A 20,827-nucleotide genomic window follows, 5' to 3' on the forward strand; every position below is an offset into this window, starting at 1 on the left:
TGATCCCCATGAAACACAACGTCATCCTGGTGCTACTCGATGGGCTAAATCATAAGGTCGCCCGAAATACCTTGGGCCATCTTCAGGCCTATGCCAGTGCAGGACGCGCGGTGTTGTACAAACTGGAATGTGAGTTGCCCTCACTTTCCAGACCACTTTACGAATGCATTCTGACCGGCGTTAAGCCGATCGACAGCGGTATTGTCCACAACAACGTAACGCGGTTGTCGAACCAGCGCAGTATCTTTCACTACGCCACAGAGGCAGGCCTCACCACTGCCGCCGCGGCCTACCATTGGGTCAGCGAGCTGTATAACCGCTCGCCGTTTAACCCGGCCCGCGATCGTCATATCGATGAGCCCAGCCTGCCGATTCAGCACGGGCACTTTTACTACTCCGATCACTACCCTGACTCGCACCTGTTCGTCGATGCCGAAAGCCTGCGTTTGCGTCACCTGCCTAACTTCCTGCTGGTGCACACCATGAACATCGACGACGCCGGACATAAGCACGGCATCGACACCCCGCAATACCGCAACAGCGCGCGGACCGTTGACATGATTCTCGCCGAATACCTGAAAGACTGGATCGACGCCGGCTATCAAGTGGTCGTGACCGCTGACCACGGCATGAACAACGACCGCTCGCACAATGGCCTGCTCCCGGAAGAGCGCGAAGTGCCGCTGTTTCTCATTGGCGACGCTTTCAGCCTTGATGCAAACGCCGCCCCGAAGCAGACAGACCTGTGCGGCACCATCTGCGAATTACTCGGTATTGCTCACGATAAACCTGTATGCAGGGAGCTGTTGAAGTGAAATCAGTCCGAGGCAAATGGCTGGCCGTACTCTGTCTGGTGCCCTTCGCCGTATTTTTTATTGTGTTTCAGATCGCGCCGCTGGTGTGGGTGCTGATCAACAGCGTGCAATCGGAAGACGAAGGCTGGGGGTTGGCGAACTTCACCGAAATTTTCAGCTCGCGGTTTTACCTGCAAGCCATCGGTCACAGCCTGGAAATCAGCTTTTGGTCCAGTGTGTTCGGGATTCTTATCGCGGTCCTCGGCAGCTACTCCCTGCGCCGAGTCGATTCGCGGCTGCGTAATTTCGTCAATGCCTTCGCCAACATGACCAGCAACTTCGCCGGCGTGCCGTTGGCGTTTGCCTTCATCATCCTGCTGGGGTTCAACGGCACCATCACCATCATGCTCAAGCAGGCCGGGGTGATTCAGGACTTCAATCTGTACTCCGAAACCGGCCTGATTATTCTGTACACCTACTTCCAGATCCCACTGGGCGTGTTGCTGCTGTACCCGGCGTTTGATGCCCTGCGTGAAGACTGGCGCGAATCGGCTTCGCTGCTTGGGGCCAGTAGCTGGCAGTTTTGGCGGTACATCGGCTTACCGGTGCTGACCCCGGCACTGATCGGTACCTTTGTGATTTTGCTGGCCAACGCCCTTGGCGCCTACGCCACGGTGTACGCGCTGACCACCGGTAACTTCAACGTGCTGCCGATTCGCATCGCGGCCATGGTTTCCGGCGACATCACCCTAGATCCGAACATGGCCAGCGCCCTTGCCGTGGTGTTGGTGGGACTGATGACCCTGGTGACCATCGTCCACCAATGGCTATTGAAGAGGAGCTACCATGTCGCGCGCTGAATCCGGCTCCGCCGTCGTGTATCACCGAGTCGTGGTTTACCTGTTATTCATCATTCTGTTGCTGCCACTGGCCGGGACCTTGATCTACTCGCTGGCCAGCAGTTGGTCGGCGACCATTCTGCCCAGCGGTTTCACCTTCAAATGGTATGAGCAACTGTGGAGTGATCCGCGCTTCCTGCACGCGTTCTGGCAATCGTTGCTGGTGTGCGTCGGCTCGCTGATCCTCTCGGTCATCTTGATCCTGCCGCTGCTGTTCGTGGTGCATTACCACTTCCCCAAGCTCGACGCGCTGATGAACATCCTGATCCTGCTGCCGTTCGCCGTGCCGCCGGTGGTGTCCTCGGTGGGGCTGTTGCAGCTGTATGGCTCTGGGCCGTTTGCGATGGTCGGCACACCGTGGATTTTGATCGGCTGCTACTTCACCGTGGCGCTGCCGTTCATGTACCGGGCGATCACTAATAACTTGCAAGCGATCAACCTGCGCGACCTGATGGACGCCGCCCAGTTGCTCGGCGCCAGCACTTGGCAAGCCGCCATTCTGGTGGTGCTGCCAAACCTGCGCAAAGGGCTGATGGTCGCGCTGCTGCTGTCGTTCTCGTTCCTGTTCGGTGAATTCGTGTTCGCCAACATTCTGGTCGGTACCCGCTACGAAACCCTGCAGGTCTATCTCAACAACATGCGCAACAGCAGCGGCCACTTCACCAGCGCCTTGGTGATTTCGTACTTCCTGTTCGTATTGGTATTGACCTGGGTTGCCAATTTACTGAACAAGGACAAAAGCCAATGAGCTTCGTCAGCGTCGAACACCTGCAAAAGAACTACGCCAGCACCGCCGTGTTCAGTGACATCAATTGCGAGATCAAAAAAGGTGAATTCGTCACCCTCCTCGGTCCCTCCGGCTGTGGTAAATCCACCCTGCTGCGCTGCATCGCCGGCCTGACGTCGGTCACCAGCGGACAGATTCTATTAGACGGCCAAGACCTGGTGCCGGTGTCGCCGCAAAAGCGTGGCATCGGCATGGTGTTCCAGAGCTACGCGCTGTTCCCGAATATGAACGTCGAGCAGAACGTCGCGTTCGGTTTGCGCATGCAAAAAATCAATCCGGACGAAAGCCGCAAACGTGTCGCCGAGATTTTACGCCTAGTGGAACTGACTGACTTCGCCAGCCGTTACCCGCATCAAATGTCCGGTGGGCAGTGCCAGCGCGTGGCGTTGGCTCGTTCGCTGGTCACTCAGCCACGTTTGTTGCTGCTGGATGAGCCGCTGTCGGCGTTGGATGCACGCATTCGTAAACACCTGCGTGAACAGATTCGTGCGATTCAGCGCGAGCTAGGCTTGACGACGATCTTCGTGACCCACGATCAGGAAGAAGCCCTGACCATGTCCGACCGGATTTTCCTGATGAACCAGGGCCGGATCGTGCAAAGTGGCGACGCCGAAACCCTGTACACCGCCCCCGTTGATGTGTTCGCCGCAGGCTTTATCGGTAACTACAACCTGCTGGACGCAGCCACCGCCAGCCGCCTGCTGCAACGGCCGATCACCAGCCGCCTGGCCGTTCGCCCGGAAGCCATTGAACTGAGCCTCACGGGTGCGCTGGACGGCGAAGTGCGCAGCCACAGCTTGTTGGGCAACGTCATTCGTTATCGTGTCGAAGCACGAGGCGTGGAATTGGTGGTGGACGTGCTCAACCGCTCCGCCGCCGACCTGCACCCCGACGGTCGCCGCGTGAGCCTGTCCATCGACCCCTCGGCGCTGTGTGAGGTAGCCTGACAAACCGGTGGGAGCTGCCGAAGGCGGCGATTCAATACCTCGCACCAAGTCGCTGTGGGCGTTGGCTTGCCAACGAACGCGTTGGATCAGGCACCACGAGTCAAGCCAATTCGCAGGCAAGGCTGCTCCCACAGATTTGAGGAATAACGGGGTGGGGTTTGCCTTCAAACATAGAATTCCCCACAAGGCACCGCGTAAGCACTAGCACTACATTCAGAGGACAGCAGTAATGGCGTTAGCAATTTTTGACCTAGACGAGACCTTGATCGGCGGCGACTGCGCCAGCCTGTGGAGCGAACAGATGGTCCGCCTCGGCTGGGCCGACAAAGAATCGTTCCTGCGTAAAAACGATGAACTCATGGCCGCCTACAGCGCCGGCCAACTGGCCATGGAAGACTACATGGCCTTCAGCCTGGAACCCATGGCCGGTCGTACCCCGGAAGAAGTCGATCACCTGGTCGAACCTTGGGTCGAAGACTTCATCGAACCGATCATCTTCAGCGACGCCTGCACTGCTATCGCCAACCACCGCGCAGCCGGGGACAGAATTCTGGTGATATCCGCCTCGGGCACCCACTTGGTTAAAGCTATCGCCGCACGCATCGGCATAGACGAAGTGCTGGGCATCGAACTGGAGGTCAAGCATGGCGTGTACAGCGGCGCCACCACCGGCGTGCTGACCTACCGCGAAGGCAAAGTCACCCGCTTGATGGAATGGCTGGAATCTGAAGGCGAAACCCTAGACGGCGCGAGCTTTTATTCAGATTCGCGCAACGACTTGGCGTTGTTGCTGAAGGTTGAGTATCCGCATGTTGTGAATCCTGACTCAGCGTTGCGCGAACACGCGGAAAAGGCAGGATGGCCGATTCATCGTTGGTCATAGGGAACTGCCCCCCGCGGCGGTACTTGCGCGGAACATCCTGAAACGATCCATGAATTGAATTAACGACAAGAATGGTTTTACGTCGATTCGTCTAATGACATTAAAACCACTCGCCATTCATTCAGGGCCATTACATGACTAGCCGCGTTAACTATTCCTATACACCCGACGACGTAGATCGTGCTTTCAACGAAATAGCCGAACAGCTATTTGACAAAACACGAGACATCGACCAAAGCACAAACCCTACCCCAAAAGCACTGATCGTCGCTGGTGTCCAAGGCTCCGGTAAAACATACCTGCTAGAAAACACCCTGCTCAAAGACCCAAAATATTCGAACTATGTTCGCCTGTACCTGCCGGAATATCGAAAAAAACATCCTCAATACGCAGACATGGAGGGTATCGGGGTGTTGCATGCGTATCAGCACACCGAACAGTTCACTTGGGCGTTGGGCGCAAAAATTTTTCAGTATGCCTTTGCCAACAAATACAACTTCATCATGGAAACCGCGCTGGACAGCATAGATTTCGCAGCCTTTCCAATGACTGCGGCCAATGATGGCTACCAATTCGAGGTTCATTTGATTGGCTGCAAAAAGGAATTCGCGCACCTGTCCACCATCAGCAGAGCCCTGAAAAGCCTCAAGGATAAGGCACTGGAACGCTTCGTCGACCTTTCGGCCATCGAAGCCAGCATGGCCAACGCCCAATCGATATTGACAGCCTTCGAGAGCGCTTGCCTCTTGGTGCCCGGCTCGGAAATCATCATGTATGAGCGCGGCTTCGGTGTCTTGAAGGACCGAACTGTGGTGTGCCATAGCCGTTGTGATGCACCTGAACAACTGACTCCGCAGCCAATCAACACCCGCGATGGGCAAGTCATCAGCCCTGCGGAAAATACCGTTCGAATCGAACGCACCCCAATACTGAATGTGCCCTGCACTTATAACAATTACGCGACAATTGTGAACGCGCAGATTTTCACCCGGGATGAACGGGGGGAAACACTCAAAGAATGTCATCTGGCGCTGTCGCAGGTTGCGGAGTTTGCCAAACACATTCCTTATGCGGTTTATAGCGATCTTTATGCTTACATCGTCAAGTATGTATTTCGATAGGTGATCGATTGGGCTCACTGATCAACGTCGCCGCCAATAGTCACCTCGGCAGCTCCACATTTCTTTGGTAACCGGCACTTCGATTTTGGTTGTCACCTGCCAATCAGTGTTAAAGGTCATCTGGCCTTCCCCGCTGCACAAATGTTTTGTAGCAACAAGGGGACTGATTTATTTTCAAAGCCTCACCGAGAATAAATCAGTCCGATAAATAAATCAGACTCCTTTAATCTCTGCAAAGTGGCGACGCCGAAACCCTGTACACCGCCCCCGTTGATGTGTTTGCCGCAGGCTTTATCGGTAACTACAACCTGCTGGACGCAGCCACCGCCAGCCGCCTGCTGCAACGGCCGATCACCAGCCGCCTGGCCATTTCGCCCGGAAGCCATCGAACCGAGCCTGAGTGGCGAACTGGACGGCGAAGTCCGCAGCCACAGCTTGTTGGGCAACGTGATTCGTTATCGTGTCCAAGCACGAGGCGTGGAATTGGTGGTGGACGTGCTCAACAGCTCCGTCGCCGACCTGCACCCCGACGGTCGCCGCGTGAGCCTGTCCACCCACCCCTTCAAGTTTAAACATACAAGTTGGCTTGCCAACGAACGCGTTGGATCAGGCACCACGAGTCAAGCCAATTCTCAGGCAAGGCTGCTCCCACAGATTTGAGGAATAACGGGGTGGGGTTTGCCTTCAAACATAGAATTCCCCACAAGGCACCGCGTAAGCACTACATTCAGAGAACAGCAGTAATGGCGTTAGCAATTTTTGACTTGGACGAGACCTTGATCGGCGGCGACTGCGCCAGCTTGTGGAGCGAACAGATGGCCCGCCTCGGCTGGGTCGACAAAGAATCGTTCTTGCGTAAAAACGATGAACTCATGGCCGCCTACAGCGCCGGCCAACTGGCCATGGAAGACTACATGGCCTTCAGCCTGGAACCCATGGCCGGTCTTACCCCGGAAGAAGTCGATCACCTGGTCGAACCTTGGGTCGAAGACTTCATCGAACCGATCATCTCAGCGACGCCTGCACTGCTATCGCCAACCACCGCGCAGCCGGGGACAGAATTCTGGTGATATCCGCCTCGGGCACCCACTTGGTTAAAGCCATCGCCGCACGGATCGGCATCGACGAAGTGCTGGGCATCGAACTGGAGGTCAAGCATGGCGTGTACAGTGGCGCCACCACCGGCGTGCTGACCTACCGCGAAGGCAAAGTCACCCGCTTGATGGAATGGCTGGAATCTGAAGGCGAAACCCTAGACGGCGCGAGCTTTTATTCAGATTCGCGCAACGACTTGGCGTTGTTGCTGAAGGTTGAATATCCGCATGTTGTGAATCCTGATGCGGCGTTGCGCGAGCACGCACAGAAGGCAGCGTGGCCAGTGCATGACTGGAAATAACGCTAGGGGACTGATAATTTTCAATGCTTCACCGAAAAATCTATCAGTCCCCATTGGCATAAACAAATCAAACCCTTTTAATTGCATTAGGGATAAACAACCTGGTCTGCACTGACAAACTGAAACCGACTGGCAGCAGCAGCCGTAAAATTAATCCTGAGTATAGGAGCACGCTTACCGGTGGCTGCCATTTTTCGCTGAAATGACTGTGCGTCAGCCAACCCACCTGCTTTTGCTACATCGTAAAAGAAGGCCACGGTCCATTTGCGCGTGTTTTCATTCCAAGTGGCGTTTCCAGCGCCTTCAGGTCCTCCATTAAAAAGCATCACCTCATTCCATGAACTTTGGCCTGGGAATGCATTATGCGATGCAATAGCATTGCGCCAACCCTGGGTATTATCAGCGCTCCAAGAACATTGTTTATAATTTACCTGACCCGCAGATTGGAAATGTTGATTCCACTGCGCCGCTGTCGAATAACCTAACTTATTGTCACAACTTCCCCACGCATAGCCAATATTAGGACTGCCAAGCCCAGTCGACTCAAAGTCACAGCCTAGATAGTTTCGATTCATTGTTCTTGTGGTATAAGCGTCAAAAGGATAAATGCATTCAATTAGGGGGTTTCTGGTGGTTGAATAAACGGGATAAGTTATACCGGGTACCGTTTTCGCAATCGCATCAGCCGGATCCAGCAAAATATACCCTGCTCGTTTATAGAACGCAGTTGTATTCAAATCATGGCGAATCCACGAATACGAAGTCGCACGTAACTGCAGCGCAGTAGGGCTCGGTTCCCAAGGATTGAAAGCGCCATCGTCTGTCGTCCTCAATAGTATCCCCGTGCAGAAATAATAGCCTCGTGCTTTGCCCGTTCCATACTCCGTACAGGCGGTGGTGTCTTCGTTGTAGTTCTTGTTCATCAACGCCGTAATACCCGGCCCGTCGCCCAAATCAGCTTGTATCGACGCCTTCCCCTGCATCGATGGGACAGGGGTGACATCTACAGGGACAAGCTCCACACCCTGCTCAGCAGGCTCGTACGTGGAAGGTACAGTACAGCCCATTAACACACTTATAAAACATACATATATCAACATTCCGCGTTTCATGATTATCACTCCTTGATTTGATTTGACTGACCTTCAGTCATAACACTACTCATTCAAGATTAGGTTAATCTGGGTGTGCGCTATGCGGCACGTGCGATAATACCTTCCGTACAGGTCTAAGGCTGAGCGGCTTGATCGGTAGCGGCATAGCTGAACGGTTCGCCATTCAACTGGGCTAAATTCAGCCGCACTATCGGCACCCAACGACCCGTCTTGTTCTTGAACTTGGTCTGGTACGCCTTCGCTTCAGCCAATCCAGCACTCGCAGAGGTCTTATAAAAGAACGCTTCGATGGGCAGGCTTGCTCCGTAATCTTGGGGCCAGGTAGTTATCATAATCTCATTCCAAAGTGCTTCCATATTGGGAGGGCGTTTAGCGCGTACCTGATAGCTGGTGGCAAACTGTACGGCATCTGCAGTACTGAGTGAGCATTGATAATCGCGATTTAGAAGAGTCTGAGTATACGTGTACCACTGTTCCACTGTTCTAACATTGACACTAGAACAGGAGCTTAGATCTGCGGCCGGAACACTACGTGGCTTGAGACCACACCCACTGTTAGATCGAACACCGACAATAGTTCCCGCATCGTAGGCATATATACACAGGTAGACAGGTGCTTTTTGTTGAGCAATCGCACTATTCTGGTCGAAAAAGATAAACCCGCTGTTGTGATAAAGGCTATCTACATGAGCGTCTACGCGCATATAAGAGAATGAAACCCCTCCCAGCTTTACGGCGCTAGGGCTTGGGTCCCAAGGGTCGAAATTTCCATTTTCCGTGGCCCGTATGACAACACCATCGCAATAGTAGGCTGGTGTGTCACCCGAACACGAATCACGTGTATCACGGTATCGCGCGTTGATTGCTTTTGCTGCGTCCTCGCCTGGCGTCGAGCCCGCGATAATATGGAGGGTTAACGGCTGCGATATCTCGAGAGGATTGCCATCGATACCGACACTGTAAGTCACCACTGCATCGCCATCGACATCTTTGGCGATCTCGGTTTTAGGGAAACTCTGAAAAAGGTTTTCAAATCTGGTGAAATGTCCCCCATCACATGAGCCGAGCGGTTGCCCCCCATGAAGCAAATTTCTTTCGCCGATGCCGAGTACGCCGGTAAACGTAAGCGAACCCGCCGTGAGATTTTCCTGAGCGAGATGGACAAGGTCGTCCCCTGGAAGGGGTTGATCGCTTTGATCGAGCCGCATTATCCAAAAGGCGAAGGGGGCCGCCCGGCGTATCCCTTGATGGCCATGTTGCGTGTGCACCTGATGCAGAACTGGTTCGGCTATAGCGATCCAGCAATGGAAGAGTCTCTTTATGAGACCACGATTCTGCGCCAGTTCGCGGGGTTGAATCTGGAACGCATTCCCGACGAAACCACGATTCTCAACTTCCGTCGCCTGCTGGAGAAAAACCATCTTGCCGGGGGAATCCTGGAGGTCATTAATGGCTACCTGGGAGACCGAGGTTTGATGCTTCGTCAGGGCACAATTGTTGATGCCACGATCATTCATGCGCCGACGTCGACCAAGAATAAAGAGGGTAAACGCGACCCCGAAATGCATCAGACCAAGAAAGGTAATCAATATTTTTTCGGGATGAAAGCGCACATCGGAGTAGACGCTGATACGGGTCTGACGCACAGCGTGGTGGGCACGGCAGCCAATGTCGCGGACGTCACTCAAGTCGATCAGTTGCTGCACGGCGAAGAGACCCATCTCTGTGGCGACGCGGGCTACACCGGCGTAGAAAAGCGGCTTGAACATGAGGGGCGCGAGATGATCTGGTCGATCTCCGCCAGGCCCAGCAGCCGCCGCAAACATGGAGAAAAAAGCGTCATTGGCCGTGCGTTGCGCAAGATTGAATACGCCAAATCGCAAACTCGGGCCAAGGTTGAGCACCCGTTTCGGGTGATCAAGCGCCAGTTTGGTTACACCAAGGTGCGGTTTCGCGGGTTGGTAAAGAACACGGCGCAGTTGGTGACACTGTTTGCACTGTCGAATCTGTGGATGGCGCGCCGACATTTGATGGAGCCTATAGGACAGGTGCGTCCGCAGTATGGAAATTAAGGGTTAATAAGTGCTTAAAACCGGCTTATTCATCAATAAAAGCCGATATTTTCGAAATTTCAGTGAAGTACTTTCTTTCGGAGCGCTTGACGCCCGATTTGCCAGAAAAAGAAGGTCTTATTTCAGACCTTCCCTAGGAATTTTGAACTGTATCGGGCGCTCCGTGCCCACCTTTTGTACCGGCGCGTTGTAAACAGACTTGCCGGTCCAGCGCATGCCCACGGTATGACCACTTTCGGCCTCGTAGGTGGTAATGGCTGTTGCGGTTGTGCCCAACGTACTTAAATCGATTTCGTTATCAGGAGCTTCCGTTACAATCGGTTTAGGCAATTTATCGGGTGTTGATCCACTGATAACACTGATGGATTGCGGTCGAGAAATTTCAAGAGGGTTGGTCCCGACGCCTACGCTGTAAGTCACCACTGCACTACCACCGACGTCTTTGGCGATCTCGGTTTTGGGAATGTTGAACTGTATTGGACGCGCCGTACCCACTGTCTGTACTGGCGCATTGTAAACAGATTTGCCGGTCCATCGCATGCCCACGGTATGACCGCTTTCGGCCTCGTAGGTGGCAATGATGGTTGCGGTTGTGCCTAAAGTGCTTAAGTTGATTTCGTTATTAGGAGCTTCCGTTACGATGGCGGGTGGCAAGTCGAGTGCCTGCGTAGAACGGGAGAGAGTCGACACAGTATTTGTTGCGCTGTAGCTACATCCAAAGAGCAGGCAACTTAATATCAGGGGCAAATAGTTAATAGGAGTCATGATTCGATATCTCGTTTACAAAAATAGCAATTTAGGTATTTCTCCAACCAACCTTACGTGCGAGAGGTGCATGTAAGGTTGACGCCCTGGGAGGCTATATTTATTCAAACGGCGGCTGCGGCTTAGGCGTTACCACATTACAACCCGCTGCGACGCTGTCTGCATTCCCGACATAGGGCCGCCATGGGTCGAGGTTCCATTCGGGCTTAGTCCTGGCAATTTGCAAATGACAGGTCAGCTGATTAATCATGCCTCGGGTATTGACCCAATACTGATCTCCCGAAAACTTCTTGGCTATTTCATAAAACATGTAAGCCGTTTCATCTGCACCAATCCCCCGCCCACAGACAGTCGGCTTTAGTTCCAGGGTCCACTCATTAAACCGATATACCCACTGACCGCTTTCAATATATTCCGCACACCCCGGCACACGCACGGGGTCGGCGGCATCCGAATAGTTAATCCATCCAATACTTGAAAGGACAAATAGGCAGAATGCTGCGATTTTCATGATCTTCTCCTTAATATATAAGTATGGCGCATCGCCAGAATTACTGCGAAACTGCCTGATCGGTAACTACATACGCGAAACGTTTTGCCGCCGCCGCCGTAAAATCCAATCTCAATATGGGAACATTATAGCCATTGGCATTTAACTTTAATTGAAAGTTTTTTGCCGCTGCTAAACCACCCGACCGATTGACATCATAAAAGAATGCGGCGATATACGGCTTCAGACTGTTGCCGTTATCACCTGTCTTATTATTGAGCAATATTTCATTCCACACGTTTGCGTGTTGAGGAAAAGCAGGCCGTGAAGCAATCATCGCATTCCAGCCACTTTGGCTTTCCATATTCCATGAGCATTGACCTCCTAGCGCTGGTCCGTGCGCAACTAAATAGGCATTCCATTGTGATGCTGTCGTAATTCCCAAAGCGTCACATGAGCCCCAGCCATAGGAGTTGTTGGTTTGTACTTCGCGTTGCAATGGTGTGTCATTTAAGGTTGGCGTTTGCTTGACGCGCCTCACACCGCACCCTTGATGATTATTGGGATTTGCCAGCGTGCCCGCATCAAAGGGATATAAACAGATGAACCCCGTGTCCAGTGCCTGCAACCCATGCGAATTGCCCTCTGCTTTGTTGCGCAAAATCAATCCGGCGGGGTGATACAGCGTCTTATTGCTGATGTCCTGCCGTATCCAGGAATAAGACGTAGCTCCCAAGGCAATCGACGACGGGCTGTAGGTCCAAGGGTCGAAGTTTCCATCGTCAACGGTGCGCAACAGTACACCGCTACAGTAATAATGCCCTCTAGGCAAACTGGTTCCGTACTCCCGACAATTATTCTGGGACTCTCCGTAATTTCTGTTCATGGCCTCAAGCACATCAGCAGGCGGCTGAACGCCTTTGATGGCCTGCGGTTTTTGTTCCTGCTGCAATTCGTTAAAAGTTCCACGACGCTCTGGTGAGACGTCGAGTTGTTGCTCAGCACAGGCGACCAGCCACAGGCTGAAAATGCACGTCACTATCCGATTCGTCTTCATGACAAATACCTCTCCTTGTTAATTACACCGCCGCGTGTCAGTGTTATAAACACTGACTTCTCATCAAGGGATATCAATTCGCAGCAGTTGTGAGTAGATCAATAAGTTATTGCCCACCCCGACGCTGTAATTGATTAGCACTCTTGCACCCCGATTTTCGATAACCCACTGCGAGGGGATCGTAAACCGGGTTACTCCACCATTACTTGGCGGATGCTGTACACCGGTAACACGATCCGTCATACCTCTCCAGCGAATAGCAATCGTATGGCTGGTCAAACTGCCCATGTAGGTGACACTCACGGTTGTATTACCCGCATTTATGGTCGGTGCCACCAGATCCAGCGCTTGAGGCAATACATTCAAACTCAATATTCTTGAAGCAATGATCGGCCCATCCAGCTGTTCCACAACTGAATAATTAACATCCACCAGACGACCTATTGAATCGATGACTTCATCGCGCCAGATCGTAAAATTAATCGGCGCAATGCGCTCAACAATTTCGACAGTGGTTTGAAATACAACCCGAGAAGCCCAGCGCACCCTCACCGTTTGGCCCACATCCATGCCCGTATACTGTGGCACCACAACAGTGACATCCGCACCGCTTGAAAGCATTGAAAAATCCAGCTGATCTTTGTCATCGCCAATTGCACCGACCACCTCGGGCCGAATCAGGTCAAGACTTTCTCCCGTTTCCACAACCGAGATGGCTAAGGGCAACGAAACAATAATTGGCCCCTTTCGCGAGTAGCTATAGGTAACAGTTACCCGTTTTTCGATATCTTCCCGCGCCCATGCCAATGGGATCTCGAAATCCAGAGGGGCAATGGCATCAATCGTTTTGATAGCCGTCTCGTGCAGATTTACACCCACCCAGCGAACACGCACGGTATCGTCGATATTCATATCGTAATTTGGCACTCGCACCGTGACCTGAGTCAGCCCTGTGAGATCCAGAATGTTTGCCGCATTGTCTTCCAAAATATCCGGCGCGGGGGGCTCGGGCACCGCCTGAAATTCGATGGTAAAAGTACGCACACTGGACTCTAGCCCGGCGCCATAAAGCGCCTTGGCTTTCATGACGTAAAGCCCGCTCGCCCGATTGGGAAACATTCGGGTCCACTCACCACCGTTATTCGCCGTTGCAGCGCCAAGACTCTGAGTTCGATCAAAGATTTCAACCATTTTGTTGGCCTGCGCCGACCCGCTCAGGGTCACGTTGGTGTCGAAAGTTATGGTGTTTTCCGGAATCTCTATGCCTTGGGAGTCCTTGACGTGGGTGATGGTTGGCACTACTGAGTCATCAAACTTCTTGACGGTGTAAACTGCCGCGGGAAATGCAATGGAGGAAGCCTCGCTAGACGCACCGTCAAACGTTACTTTGACCACCACTCGCAACTCATTTCCGTTCGAAAACTGCTCCAACTGCGCCCGTGAAATATCGCGACTAATACCATTAATCACATCCTCTACAGTAATGGGATAAGCCTCTAACAACTTCAAGGTAGGCACCCCATTCGGTCCACTTACCGTTAACCAAACCCTTTGCCCCGTTGCACTCAATGGCCATTTAGCCACCACCACATGGGCATCGCCGGTAAAGGTGTTCAAATCCAGTACTCTGGTAACTTGATCGGCCTCTGTCACCACCGGCCTGGACTTGCCCAGCTCGCTGTCGGGTAGTGGCGATACGGTCAATCGCAATACATCCGAGGACGACACCTCCATGCCGCGAACCACGCCATAATCCACGTCGAAGGTCTTCCCTAATGAAGCTGCCACCACGCTGGGAGGGACAAGAAAGTCGACTGACTTGTTGGTATTACCTGGTTGCCAATCCACTGTATCGTTTTTGCCATTCCAGATCGGCGCAATGGTGTCGGTGGGCAGCATGTCGTCATAGGCCACCGTCATTGTCGCTCCCGCCAGGGCCTTCATGGGGTCGAGCACGCCACCCGGGGCATCTTTCACTGTTGGTGCTGGGTAGGTCGCAGGGATTGCCGCCTTGACTTGATAAGTTGTCGATGCCGATCCCTGCGAAATACCAGTCGCCTTGAACACCACCTGATAGGTCAACTCCAGCGTACCGCCGCCCAGCGGGTCGAGGTTTTGCCGAAGGACAACAAACGTGGTCGCAAGCAGTTCCTCACCGACCTTGATGACGTATTCATCGGTGTAGTTGACCGGACCACCGGCGGTAGGCGTGCCTTTCCAACTGAGCAGGATTTTGTCTCCGGCATTCTGTCCGGTGTAGGCCGCAATGCTCACAGTAACGCTGTCGCCCGTGACGAGTGCCAGATCAATGATGGCGGTACCTCCAGCCTCCAGCACCACCGGCCCGGCAAGTTCAACCGGCAGCCCGGTGAGGGTGATGCTGGTGGTTTTCGATTGCTTGGGTTCGGTTACGCCTTGTTGAACCAGGCTGTAGCGCGCCACCGCCGAGCCGCCAGCGATTTGTCTCAGGTGAACGTTGGGGATGATGAACGTCGCATGGTCGAAGACCGGGTCGTCTATGGGTAGTGGCGGTAGGTTAAGGCTGATATCAGCCATTGGTGTCTTGCCCACCCACGTAAGAGTGACCACATAGGCATTACCATTGCCGATATAACTTGGGATGACCACATGCGCATCGTTATCGCCCAGCGCTTCCAGATCGAGAATTAATGTCGCGCGGTCCGCTTCCTCAACACGAGGAGCAGGCAGCGCGTCAGGGTCGATTTCTACCGTGACGTAGGTCGAAGGCGAGACCAGGGAGTAGTTGTCGACGATGTCGCGAATTTCATAATTGACCAGCAGCTTGTCGCTGCTCATACCCTGTTCGAGCACCTCGGGCGGAATGATTACATCCACTGGTCCCAACGTTTGCAACTTCGGATACGGCACCCGGATGTTGTTCCACATCACGGTTAGTTCATCGCCGACCTCTTGATTGATCCACTTCGGGACCGACACGGTTACCGTCGCCTCTGGACTGCTGACCGGGTCCGGGCTCACGGTGCAGAGCGCCATGTTTTCGTTGAACGCCGTATCCGTTTCGGGGTCAAGTCCGCCTGGCACCCGCCGATTGACGGCAATGATCCGGCTAGGCGATTTTTGCAGGTCCTCGGCTTCATGGTCATATAGCGTGTAATACACATCACCCTCGGGGTCGAGAATACGGCTGGGCGAGACGTTAAAACTTAGCCAGCCCTTGTCGATGGTGGGCTGATTCAAATCGTACTGTTGCGCTATATCGCCATCCCAAAACAGGGTAATGGTGTCTCCTACTCGCGTGACATCGGGGAGTTTGGAGATCAGCCCGATAAACGAAGTAGGGTCGTACAATTGGTGATACCCCAAGCCAAGACGTGGGTTGTCAGGAGAATCGTTGATGTCGGTAAAAACCAGATCGTTGAGGGCCATGATTGTTCTTCCTTGAAGTATGAAACCGAACCGAAGTGTGCGCCGTGTCTAAAAGTGGCAGCTGTAGTGCCACTGATTGACCCTCGTCTTTTTGGCTAAGTGCCTATCAGTGATAGGGGCGCCTTATTCATTTATTAAGGTAGAGTGCAAGTACCACCGCCCTGATTCATGGCAAAACGAACAAACCTCTGCGCCGCGTCAATGGGACCGCTGTTGTTGGTGAGCGTATAGCCGAGGGTTGCTCCATTTCGGCAAATTGGATACGTTAGTGTGTAAGGCAATGGAACTTCATAAAAACCCGCGGTTAACATTGCCTGAGTAATAGGAATATCAGTGCCAGTGAGTCTCGACGCTTCGATAGGCGCAGAGCTACCTGGGACGCTGGCATCACCACTGCTCACGCCCACAAAATCATAGCTAATCTTAGGCTCCCTTGTTAATTCAATATTAGTGACACCTCGAAGTGGAATTTGGAAAGTAGTGCCATCTATGCCGGAAGCCCGGGTGATTATGTTGCTAGCATTGGCGTCAGGAAAATAACCCTGTTCCAAGGGGAGGCCATCACCCGGGAGATCGCCGCTTGAAGTGACGGTTACTGTCTGAACCATTGATTTAACCGTCACCGAATTGGTACCATCCAGCACTCTTGTGATGGTGAAATATACGGGCACTGGGCCCGTAGAACCTTCGATAGTTCCCGCAAACGGAACGGGTATCGTTATATTGGCTCCTGTATTACTTGAAATAACGGTAACGGGGTTCCCAGCAGCAGCGGGAGGTGTGCCCCAGTACAGTTGAATCTCATCATCAAGTAGCCAAATGGCGCTCAAGTCCACTCCAACACGAAAGATAGTTGCTGTTGCATCTTTCCCATAATCGGCTGGATTGATTGTGTTGACCGGGCTTGTACCGCACACGACATCGGGTGCCTTGATGTTTTCATGCTCTGGCGTTTCCGGATCAGGGTCGGGATCAGGACCACCAGGCGTTGTAAGGTTCACGTTAACCAGCGTCTCCGGCGAATCAATACGCGGAGTACCGGCCCGTTGTAACCAATAACTAACGGCAAGGCCAGTCACCCTCGGAAATTGCGCGACCGTCACATAGGGTACTGCGATGCTTGCCAGCGGGTCGGCGTCTTTATCGCTGATGGGATACGGAGCAATCGTAATACCAGACCAAACAACATAAATATTGTCGCCTTCCGCCGCGCCATCAAAATGAGGAATTTCCACTCCAACGTCATCTACGGCATCGTTGTAGGTGATTAGACCGTCATCGTTTTCAGGCACCAAGGGCGCTGGTAGGTCGGGGAGGTCAAGAAATACGGGGACCATGACCAGCTCTGAAAGCTCGCTGACATTACCTGCCCAGTCCGTAACCCGGTAGCCAAAATATTTTGCGCCATCCGGGGTGGCGGCGAGGTCGTCCTTGGTAATGGTGACAGGGTTGGGAGTTTTAGGGTCGCCCACACCGAACGACGGCGTAAGATAAACGCCTTGGGTGTCGCTGGTTCCTAGCCAAAGTTGTATGTTGTCGTCCTGTTCACTGTCGAAAAAAGGGTCGACGGTAAGATTAAGCAGTCCGTTTACCAGATCACTCACGGTGATACCCGAAAGCTGGTCGTCTGTGAAAAATAGCGGTGGTAATTTATCACCGCCCGGCGCGCGCTGATCAAATCTGACGACCACTGGCAGGTTGGACAGTTGACCGTCTTCGGAAGCAGTGTCAAAAACCTCATACTCCAGAGTGACATCGACGTCGGTACCCTCAGGCGGAAAATCCACGACTTCGATGAGCAACTCAAACTCTTGAATAGAGGGATCCTCAAGATCGACCGCAGATAAGTCCACCGGATCGCCATAAGGAGTTCCGTCCTTATAAAGCTTAATAGAATCAGAGTTCTTCATGCCGTCGGACTTAGGCACTATTACAACGACCGCGGAGGCCAGTTCAACGATCGGAATAATACCCTTGACAGGGTCGGCGACTGGCACACTGAGCTTCAGCAGTGCGGTGGGCAGTGCAAGGCCTGCAGTTTTTTTAGCGCGAGCAAATACTTGATGTGTTGACATGATATTCATCCTGAATATGAATTTCCTGGTTTATGACTTATGACGGCTGGGTCCAGCGCTGTACAACCGCAACGGTTTTTAGATTACCCACGGTGGATAATTTCGTCACCTGTCATTTCTGACAGGGGTAGGCTGGGGTTAACAAAAATATGAGTTAACTCAAGGAGAACGCTACAAATATTAATTGGCTATAACACTTATTTTAAACCGCTCTTATCAGTTGATCGGCAATACCACCATTGGTCTTGACACACTTGCTGTTATGAACTTAGTTATAGACACATTGATGCTTGCAACAAAAGTTTATAGCGTTTGATCCAAGCAGTAGCAGGCTCGTAAGCGAATACGGTGTTTCACGCCACGAAAAAAAACAGGGAGATCGATAAGCATGGAGGCCGACTGCAAAGCTCTGTTACGTCGCCAATGGTTTCTTGCACTCACCCTGGTAGCTACCTGTGAACACACGTGGGGAGTTAATTTGCCACCCGGCGCATCGGTTACCGTCGCTGCTGGGGAGCCCGCGCAAAGCTGGGCCCTGAATGCCGCTAACCTGTCAGTCTCTCCGGGAGGACAAACCTTAGATATTTCTACAACCACAGGCTCTACTGTCACTCTTAATGGCGCTACTGTTTCCGCCACCTCGCTGCGGGCATTGGTGCTTACCGAAAGCACTGGCGTTATCACTGACTCAACACTTACCTCCACCGGTAATACCGGCTTGTCGGTTGTTCGCGGTAACGACGTCAATGTTCCGGGCTCTACCGCGACGGTCACTAATAGCGTTATTACTGCAGCGGGTCGGGGCTTGAATGTGTCCGGAGGCAGTACTGCAACGGTTATCAATTCCACCATCACCGGGACTGGCGCTGTTGGGGCGTCCGTTGCCGGAGACGGCTTGGGCATTTCCCTGGTGGGCGGTGAAGCAATACTTCAGGGTAGCCAGGCAACTGGCAGTACGCACGGGGCCGGCTTGTTTTCCAACATACCCAGTACCGCGACCCCCACGCTTGTACTGGATGGCTCGGGCCTGACTTCTGGTACAGGCAGCGCCATTCTTGTGGGTAACATCGGCACGCCGCCAATGAGAGCGGACATTGAGGTATTGAACGGGTCCACATTGACGTCAGGCAATGGGGTGTTGCTCGAGGTCGGACTTGCGAGTTCTCCGGCAGGCTCGGTTACTGCCGCCCAGATGACCATTGATAACAGTCACCTAGTGGGGGATGTACAGGTGCTGGCCGGGTCCACCGCCGATATCGTGATGCGCAACGGTGCAACGTTGACCGGGACAATGAGCAATATCAGCAGCCTGGATATGAACGGCAGTAGCGTCACCGGGAACGTGGTCGAACTGTCTGGCTCTGCGGCACCGGTCAGTTTGTCAGCAGGCTCTACATTTACGGGTTCGCTGACCAATATAGGCAGCCTGCGCCTGGATAACAGCGCGATGACCGGTGACATCGTTCAAGACCCGCAGACCCCGGCCTCATTGACGCTCGCCAACGGTGGGCGTTTGACCGGCACCGTTACCGGGGCGCAAGGCATGTCGGTCGACAACACCTCGGTATTTAACATGGTCAATGACTCCAGCGTTGGCGCACTGACGCTGGAGGGAGGGACCGTTAACCTGCGTGGCGGCCAAGGCGCTTTCCGCACTTTGACCGCATCGAGCTTGTCAGGAAACGGTACGTTTGCGTTGGGAACCGACCTTGCGGGCCATCTGAGTGATCTGGTCAACATCACCGGTAATGCCAGCGGCAGCCATACGCTTGAGATCCAGAACACCGGTGCCGAACCGGTTAAGGAGGACTACGCCCAGCAGGTGGTACACACAGGCAGCGGCCCCGCCAGTTTTTCTGTTGCGGGCGGCCGGGTCGATGCCGGCACGTTCACTTACGATTTGCAACAGCGTGGCACGGACTGGTATCTGGTACAGGCCACCGTCGATGAGGGCGGGGCTGGTGGAGGTGATGGTGGAACAGGCGGAGAAGAGCCGGTTATCAGCCCTAGCGCCGAAGCAGTCATCGGCGTGTTCAGCGCAGCGCCAACCGTGTGGTATGGCGAGCTGACCACGCTGCGCAGTCGAATGGGCGAACTGCGAAATGGACACGAGCAAGGCGGCGATTGGGTGCGCACCTATGGCAACAAATACAACGTGTCAGCAACCGACCAAGTCCAATACAGCCAAACTCAGCAAGGCATCTCGTTCGGTGCCGACACTGCCCTCTCCAGCGACGGAAAATGGCTGGTCGGTGTGCTGGGAGGCTACAGCAACTCCCAACTGGATATGCAGCTTGGCACTACTGGACAGGTCAACAGTTACTACTTGGGCCTTTACAGCACGTGGATGTCAAAGGATGGCTACTACATCGATGCGATCGTCAAAGCCAACCGCTTCAAGAATAAGGCTGATGTGACGATGAGCGACGGCAACAACGCCAGGGGCGATTACAACAATTACGGAACTGGCGGCTCCGTGGAGGCCGGCAGGCATTTTGATCTCTCTAACGGTTGGTTCATCGAACCCTACGTACAAGGATCGGCCTTGTGGGTGCAAGGCGAAAACTACAGCCTGGACAATGGACTGAATGCCAGAAGCAATAAGGCTGACTCGTTCCTGGGCAAAGTCGGAACGCATGTGGGGCGAACAATTCCACTGGAATCGGGTGGTTTCGTTCAGCCTTACGTGAAACTGGCTGCAGCCCATGAGTTTGCCAAAAGCAATGAGGTTCGCGTCAATAACACCACCTTCAGTGATGACCTTTCCGGTACTCGTGGCGAAGTAGGCGCGGGGATGGCCGCACAGATATCCAACGTGCTGCAACTGCACGCAGATGTCGATTACAGCAATGGCAAAAACATCGAACAGCCTTGGGGAGTAAGCGTCGGCCTACGTTTTACCTGGTAACGTGTCCGCATTGCGTTTCTAAACACTGCTTAAGCGCCGTAAATCATGCCCATTCGTCAATGTAGGACGCTTCCTACAAGAATTGCTGAATTGTCTGATCTTTTTTTGTA

The 20,827-nt window shown here is 53.4% G+C and carries 15 protein-coding genes and 2 pseudogenes; 10 read left to right on the forward strand and 7 right to left on the reverse strand.

What is annotated here, in order from left to right; all coding sequences use genetic code 11:
- Positions 1-8: 8 nt before the first annotated feature.
- The 8 genes and pseudogenes from RHM65_RS23820 to RHM65_RS23855 all read left to right on the forward strand — a co-directional run bounded on the left by RHM65_RS23820 (position 9) and on the right by RHM65_RS23855 (position 6,827).
- Positions 9-815: an alkaline phosphatase family protein gene (locus RHM65_RS23820; RefSeq protein WP_322168232.1), complete on the forward strand. Its 807-nt coding sequence runs from the start codon at positions 9-11 to the stop codon at positions 813-815.
- Positions 812-1,654 (forward strand): ABC transporter permease subunit, encoded by an 843-nt coding sequence (locus RHM65_RS23825; protein ID WP_322168231.1) that lies wholly within the window; start codon positions 812-814, stop codon positions 1,652-1,654. The genes RHM65_RS23820 and RHM65_RS23825 overlap by 4 nt, the downstream gene beginning before the upstream one ends.
- A complete protein-coding gene (locus RHM65_RS23830; RefSeq protein ID WP_322168230.1) occupies positions 1,641-2,441 on the forward strand; it encodes an ABC transporter permease in 801 nt (266 codons plus the stop codon). Before RHM65_RS23825 ends, RHM65_RS23830 begins: the two co-directional genes overlap by 14 nt.
- Positions 2,438-3,427: an ABC transporter ATP-binding protein gene (locus RHM65_RS23835; protein WP_322168229.1), complete on the forward strand. Its 990-nt coding sequence runs from the start codon at positions 2,438-2,440 to the stop codon at positions 3,425-3,427. The genes RHM65_RS23830 and RHM65_RS23835 overlap by 4 nt, the downstream gene beginning before the upstream one ends.
- 229 nt (positions 3,428-3,656) lie before the next feature.
- Complete coding sequence (locus RHM65_RS23840) at positions 3,657-4,310, forward strand: HAD family hydrolase (RefSeq protein ID WP_322168228.1); 654 nt, start codon at positions 3,657-3,659, stop codon at positions 4,308-4,310.
- 134 nt (positions 4,311-4,444) lie between these two features.
- Complete coding sequence (locus tag RHM65_RS23845) at positions 4,445-5,431, forward strand: zeta toxin family protein (RefSeq protein WP_322184111.1); 987 nt, start codon at positions 4,445-4,447, stop codon at positions 5,429-5,431.
- 230 nt (positions 5,432-5,661) lie between these two features.
- Positions 5,662-5,992: pseudogene (locus tag RHM65_RS23850) on the forward strand (TOBE domain-containing protein); the annotation flags it as partial.
- Positions 5,993-6,174: 182 nt separating this feature from the next.
- Positions 6,175-6,827, forward strand: a pseudogene (locus RHM65_RS23855) (HAD family hydrolase).
- An 86-nt stretch (positions 6,828-6,913) separates the two neighbouring features.
- On the opposite strand, the gene RHM65_RS23860 reads toward RHM65_RS23855, so the two are convergent.
- Both RHM65_RS23860 and RHM65_RS23865 read right to left on the reverse strand, forming a co-directional pair.
- Complete coding sequence (locus RHM65_RS23860) at positions 6,914-7,939, reverse strand: hypothetical protein (protein ID WP_322168226.1); 1,026 nt, start codon at positions 7,937-7,939, stop codon at positions 6,914-6,916.
- Positions 7,940-8,055: 116 nt separating this feature from the next.
- Complete coding sequence (locus RHM65_RS23865; RefSeq protein ID WP_322184113.1) at positions 8,056-8,274, reverse strand: hypothetical protein; 219 nt, start codon at positions 8,272-8,274, stop codon at positions 8,056-8,058.
- Between the two features lie 747 nt (positions 8,275-9,021).
- Between RHM65_RS23865 and RHM65_RS23870 the strand changes: the two genes are divergently transcribed.
- Positions 9,022-10,014 carry an IS5 family transposase gene (locus tag RHM65_RS23870; RefSeq protein ID WP_322165339.1) on the forward strand — a complete coding sequence of 331 codons (993 nt, stop codon included), beginning with the start codon at positions 9,022-9,024 and terminating at the stop codon, positions 10,012-10,014.
- Positions 10,015-10,131: 117 nt separating this feature from the next.
- Here RHM65_RS23870 and RHM65_RS23875 read toward each other — a convergent pair whose 3' ends face one another.
- The 5 genes from RHM65_RS23875 to RHM65_RS23895 all read right to left on the reverse strand — a co-directional run bounded on the left by RHM65_RS23875 (position 10,132) and on the right by RHM65_RS23895 (position 17,818).
- Positions 10,132-10,779, reverse strand: a complete 648-nt coding sequence (locus tag RHM65_RS23875; protein WP_322184115.1) for a hypothetical protein — start codon at positions 10,777-10,779, stop codon at positions 10,132-10,134.
- A gap of 100 nt (positions 10,780-10,879) precedes the next feature.
- Positions 10,880-11,290, reverse strand: a complete 411-nt coding sequence (locus RHM65_RS23880) for a DUF2599 domain-containing protein (RefSeq protein WP_322168224.1) — start codon at positions 11,288-11,290, stop codon at positions 10,880-10,882.
- Positions 11,291-11,330: 40 nt separating this feature from the next.
- Entirely contained in the window at positions 11,331-12,326 is a 996-nt protein-coding gene (locus tag RHM65_RS23885) for a hypothetical protein (RefSeq protein ID WP_322168223.1), read from the reverse strand.
- 63 nt (positions 12,327-12,389) lie between these two features.
- Positions 12,390-15,734: a hypothetical protein gene (locus RHM65_RS23890; protein ID WP_322168222.1), complete on the reverse strand. Its 3,345-nt coding sequence runs from the start codon at positions 15,732-15,734 to the stop codon at positions 12,390-12,392.
- A gap of 134 nt (positions 15,735-15,868) precedes the next feature.
- Complete coding sequence (locus RHM65_RS23895) at positions 15,869-17,818, reverse strand: hypothetical protein (RefSeq protein ID WP_322168221.1); 1,950 nt, start codon at positions 17,816-17,818, stop codon at positions 15,869-15,871.
- Positions 17,819-18,197: 379 nt separating this feature from the next.
- Here RHM65_RS23895 and RHM65_RS23900 point away from each other — a divergent pair, with 379 nt between their 5' ends.
- Positions 18,198-20,717: an autotransporter outer membrane beta-barrel domain-containing protein gene (locus tag RHM65_RS23900; protein ID WP_322168220.1), complete on the forward strand. Its 2,520-nt coding sequence runs from the start codon at positions 18,198-18,200 to the stop codon at positions 20,715-20,717.
- Positions 20,718-20,827 lie beyond the last annotated feature (110 nt).

The sequence above is a fragment of the Pseudomonas sp. CCI4.2 genome (assembly GCF_034350045.1).
GTDB lineage: Bacteria > Pseudomonadota > Gammaproteobacteria > Pseudomonadales > Pseudomonadaceae > Aquipseudomonas.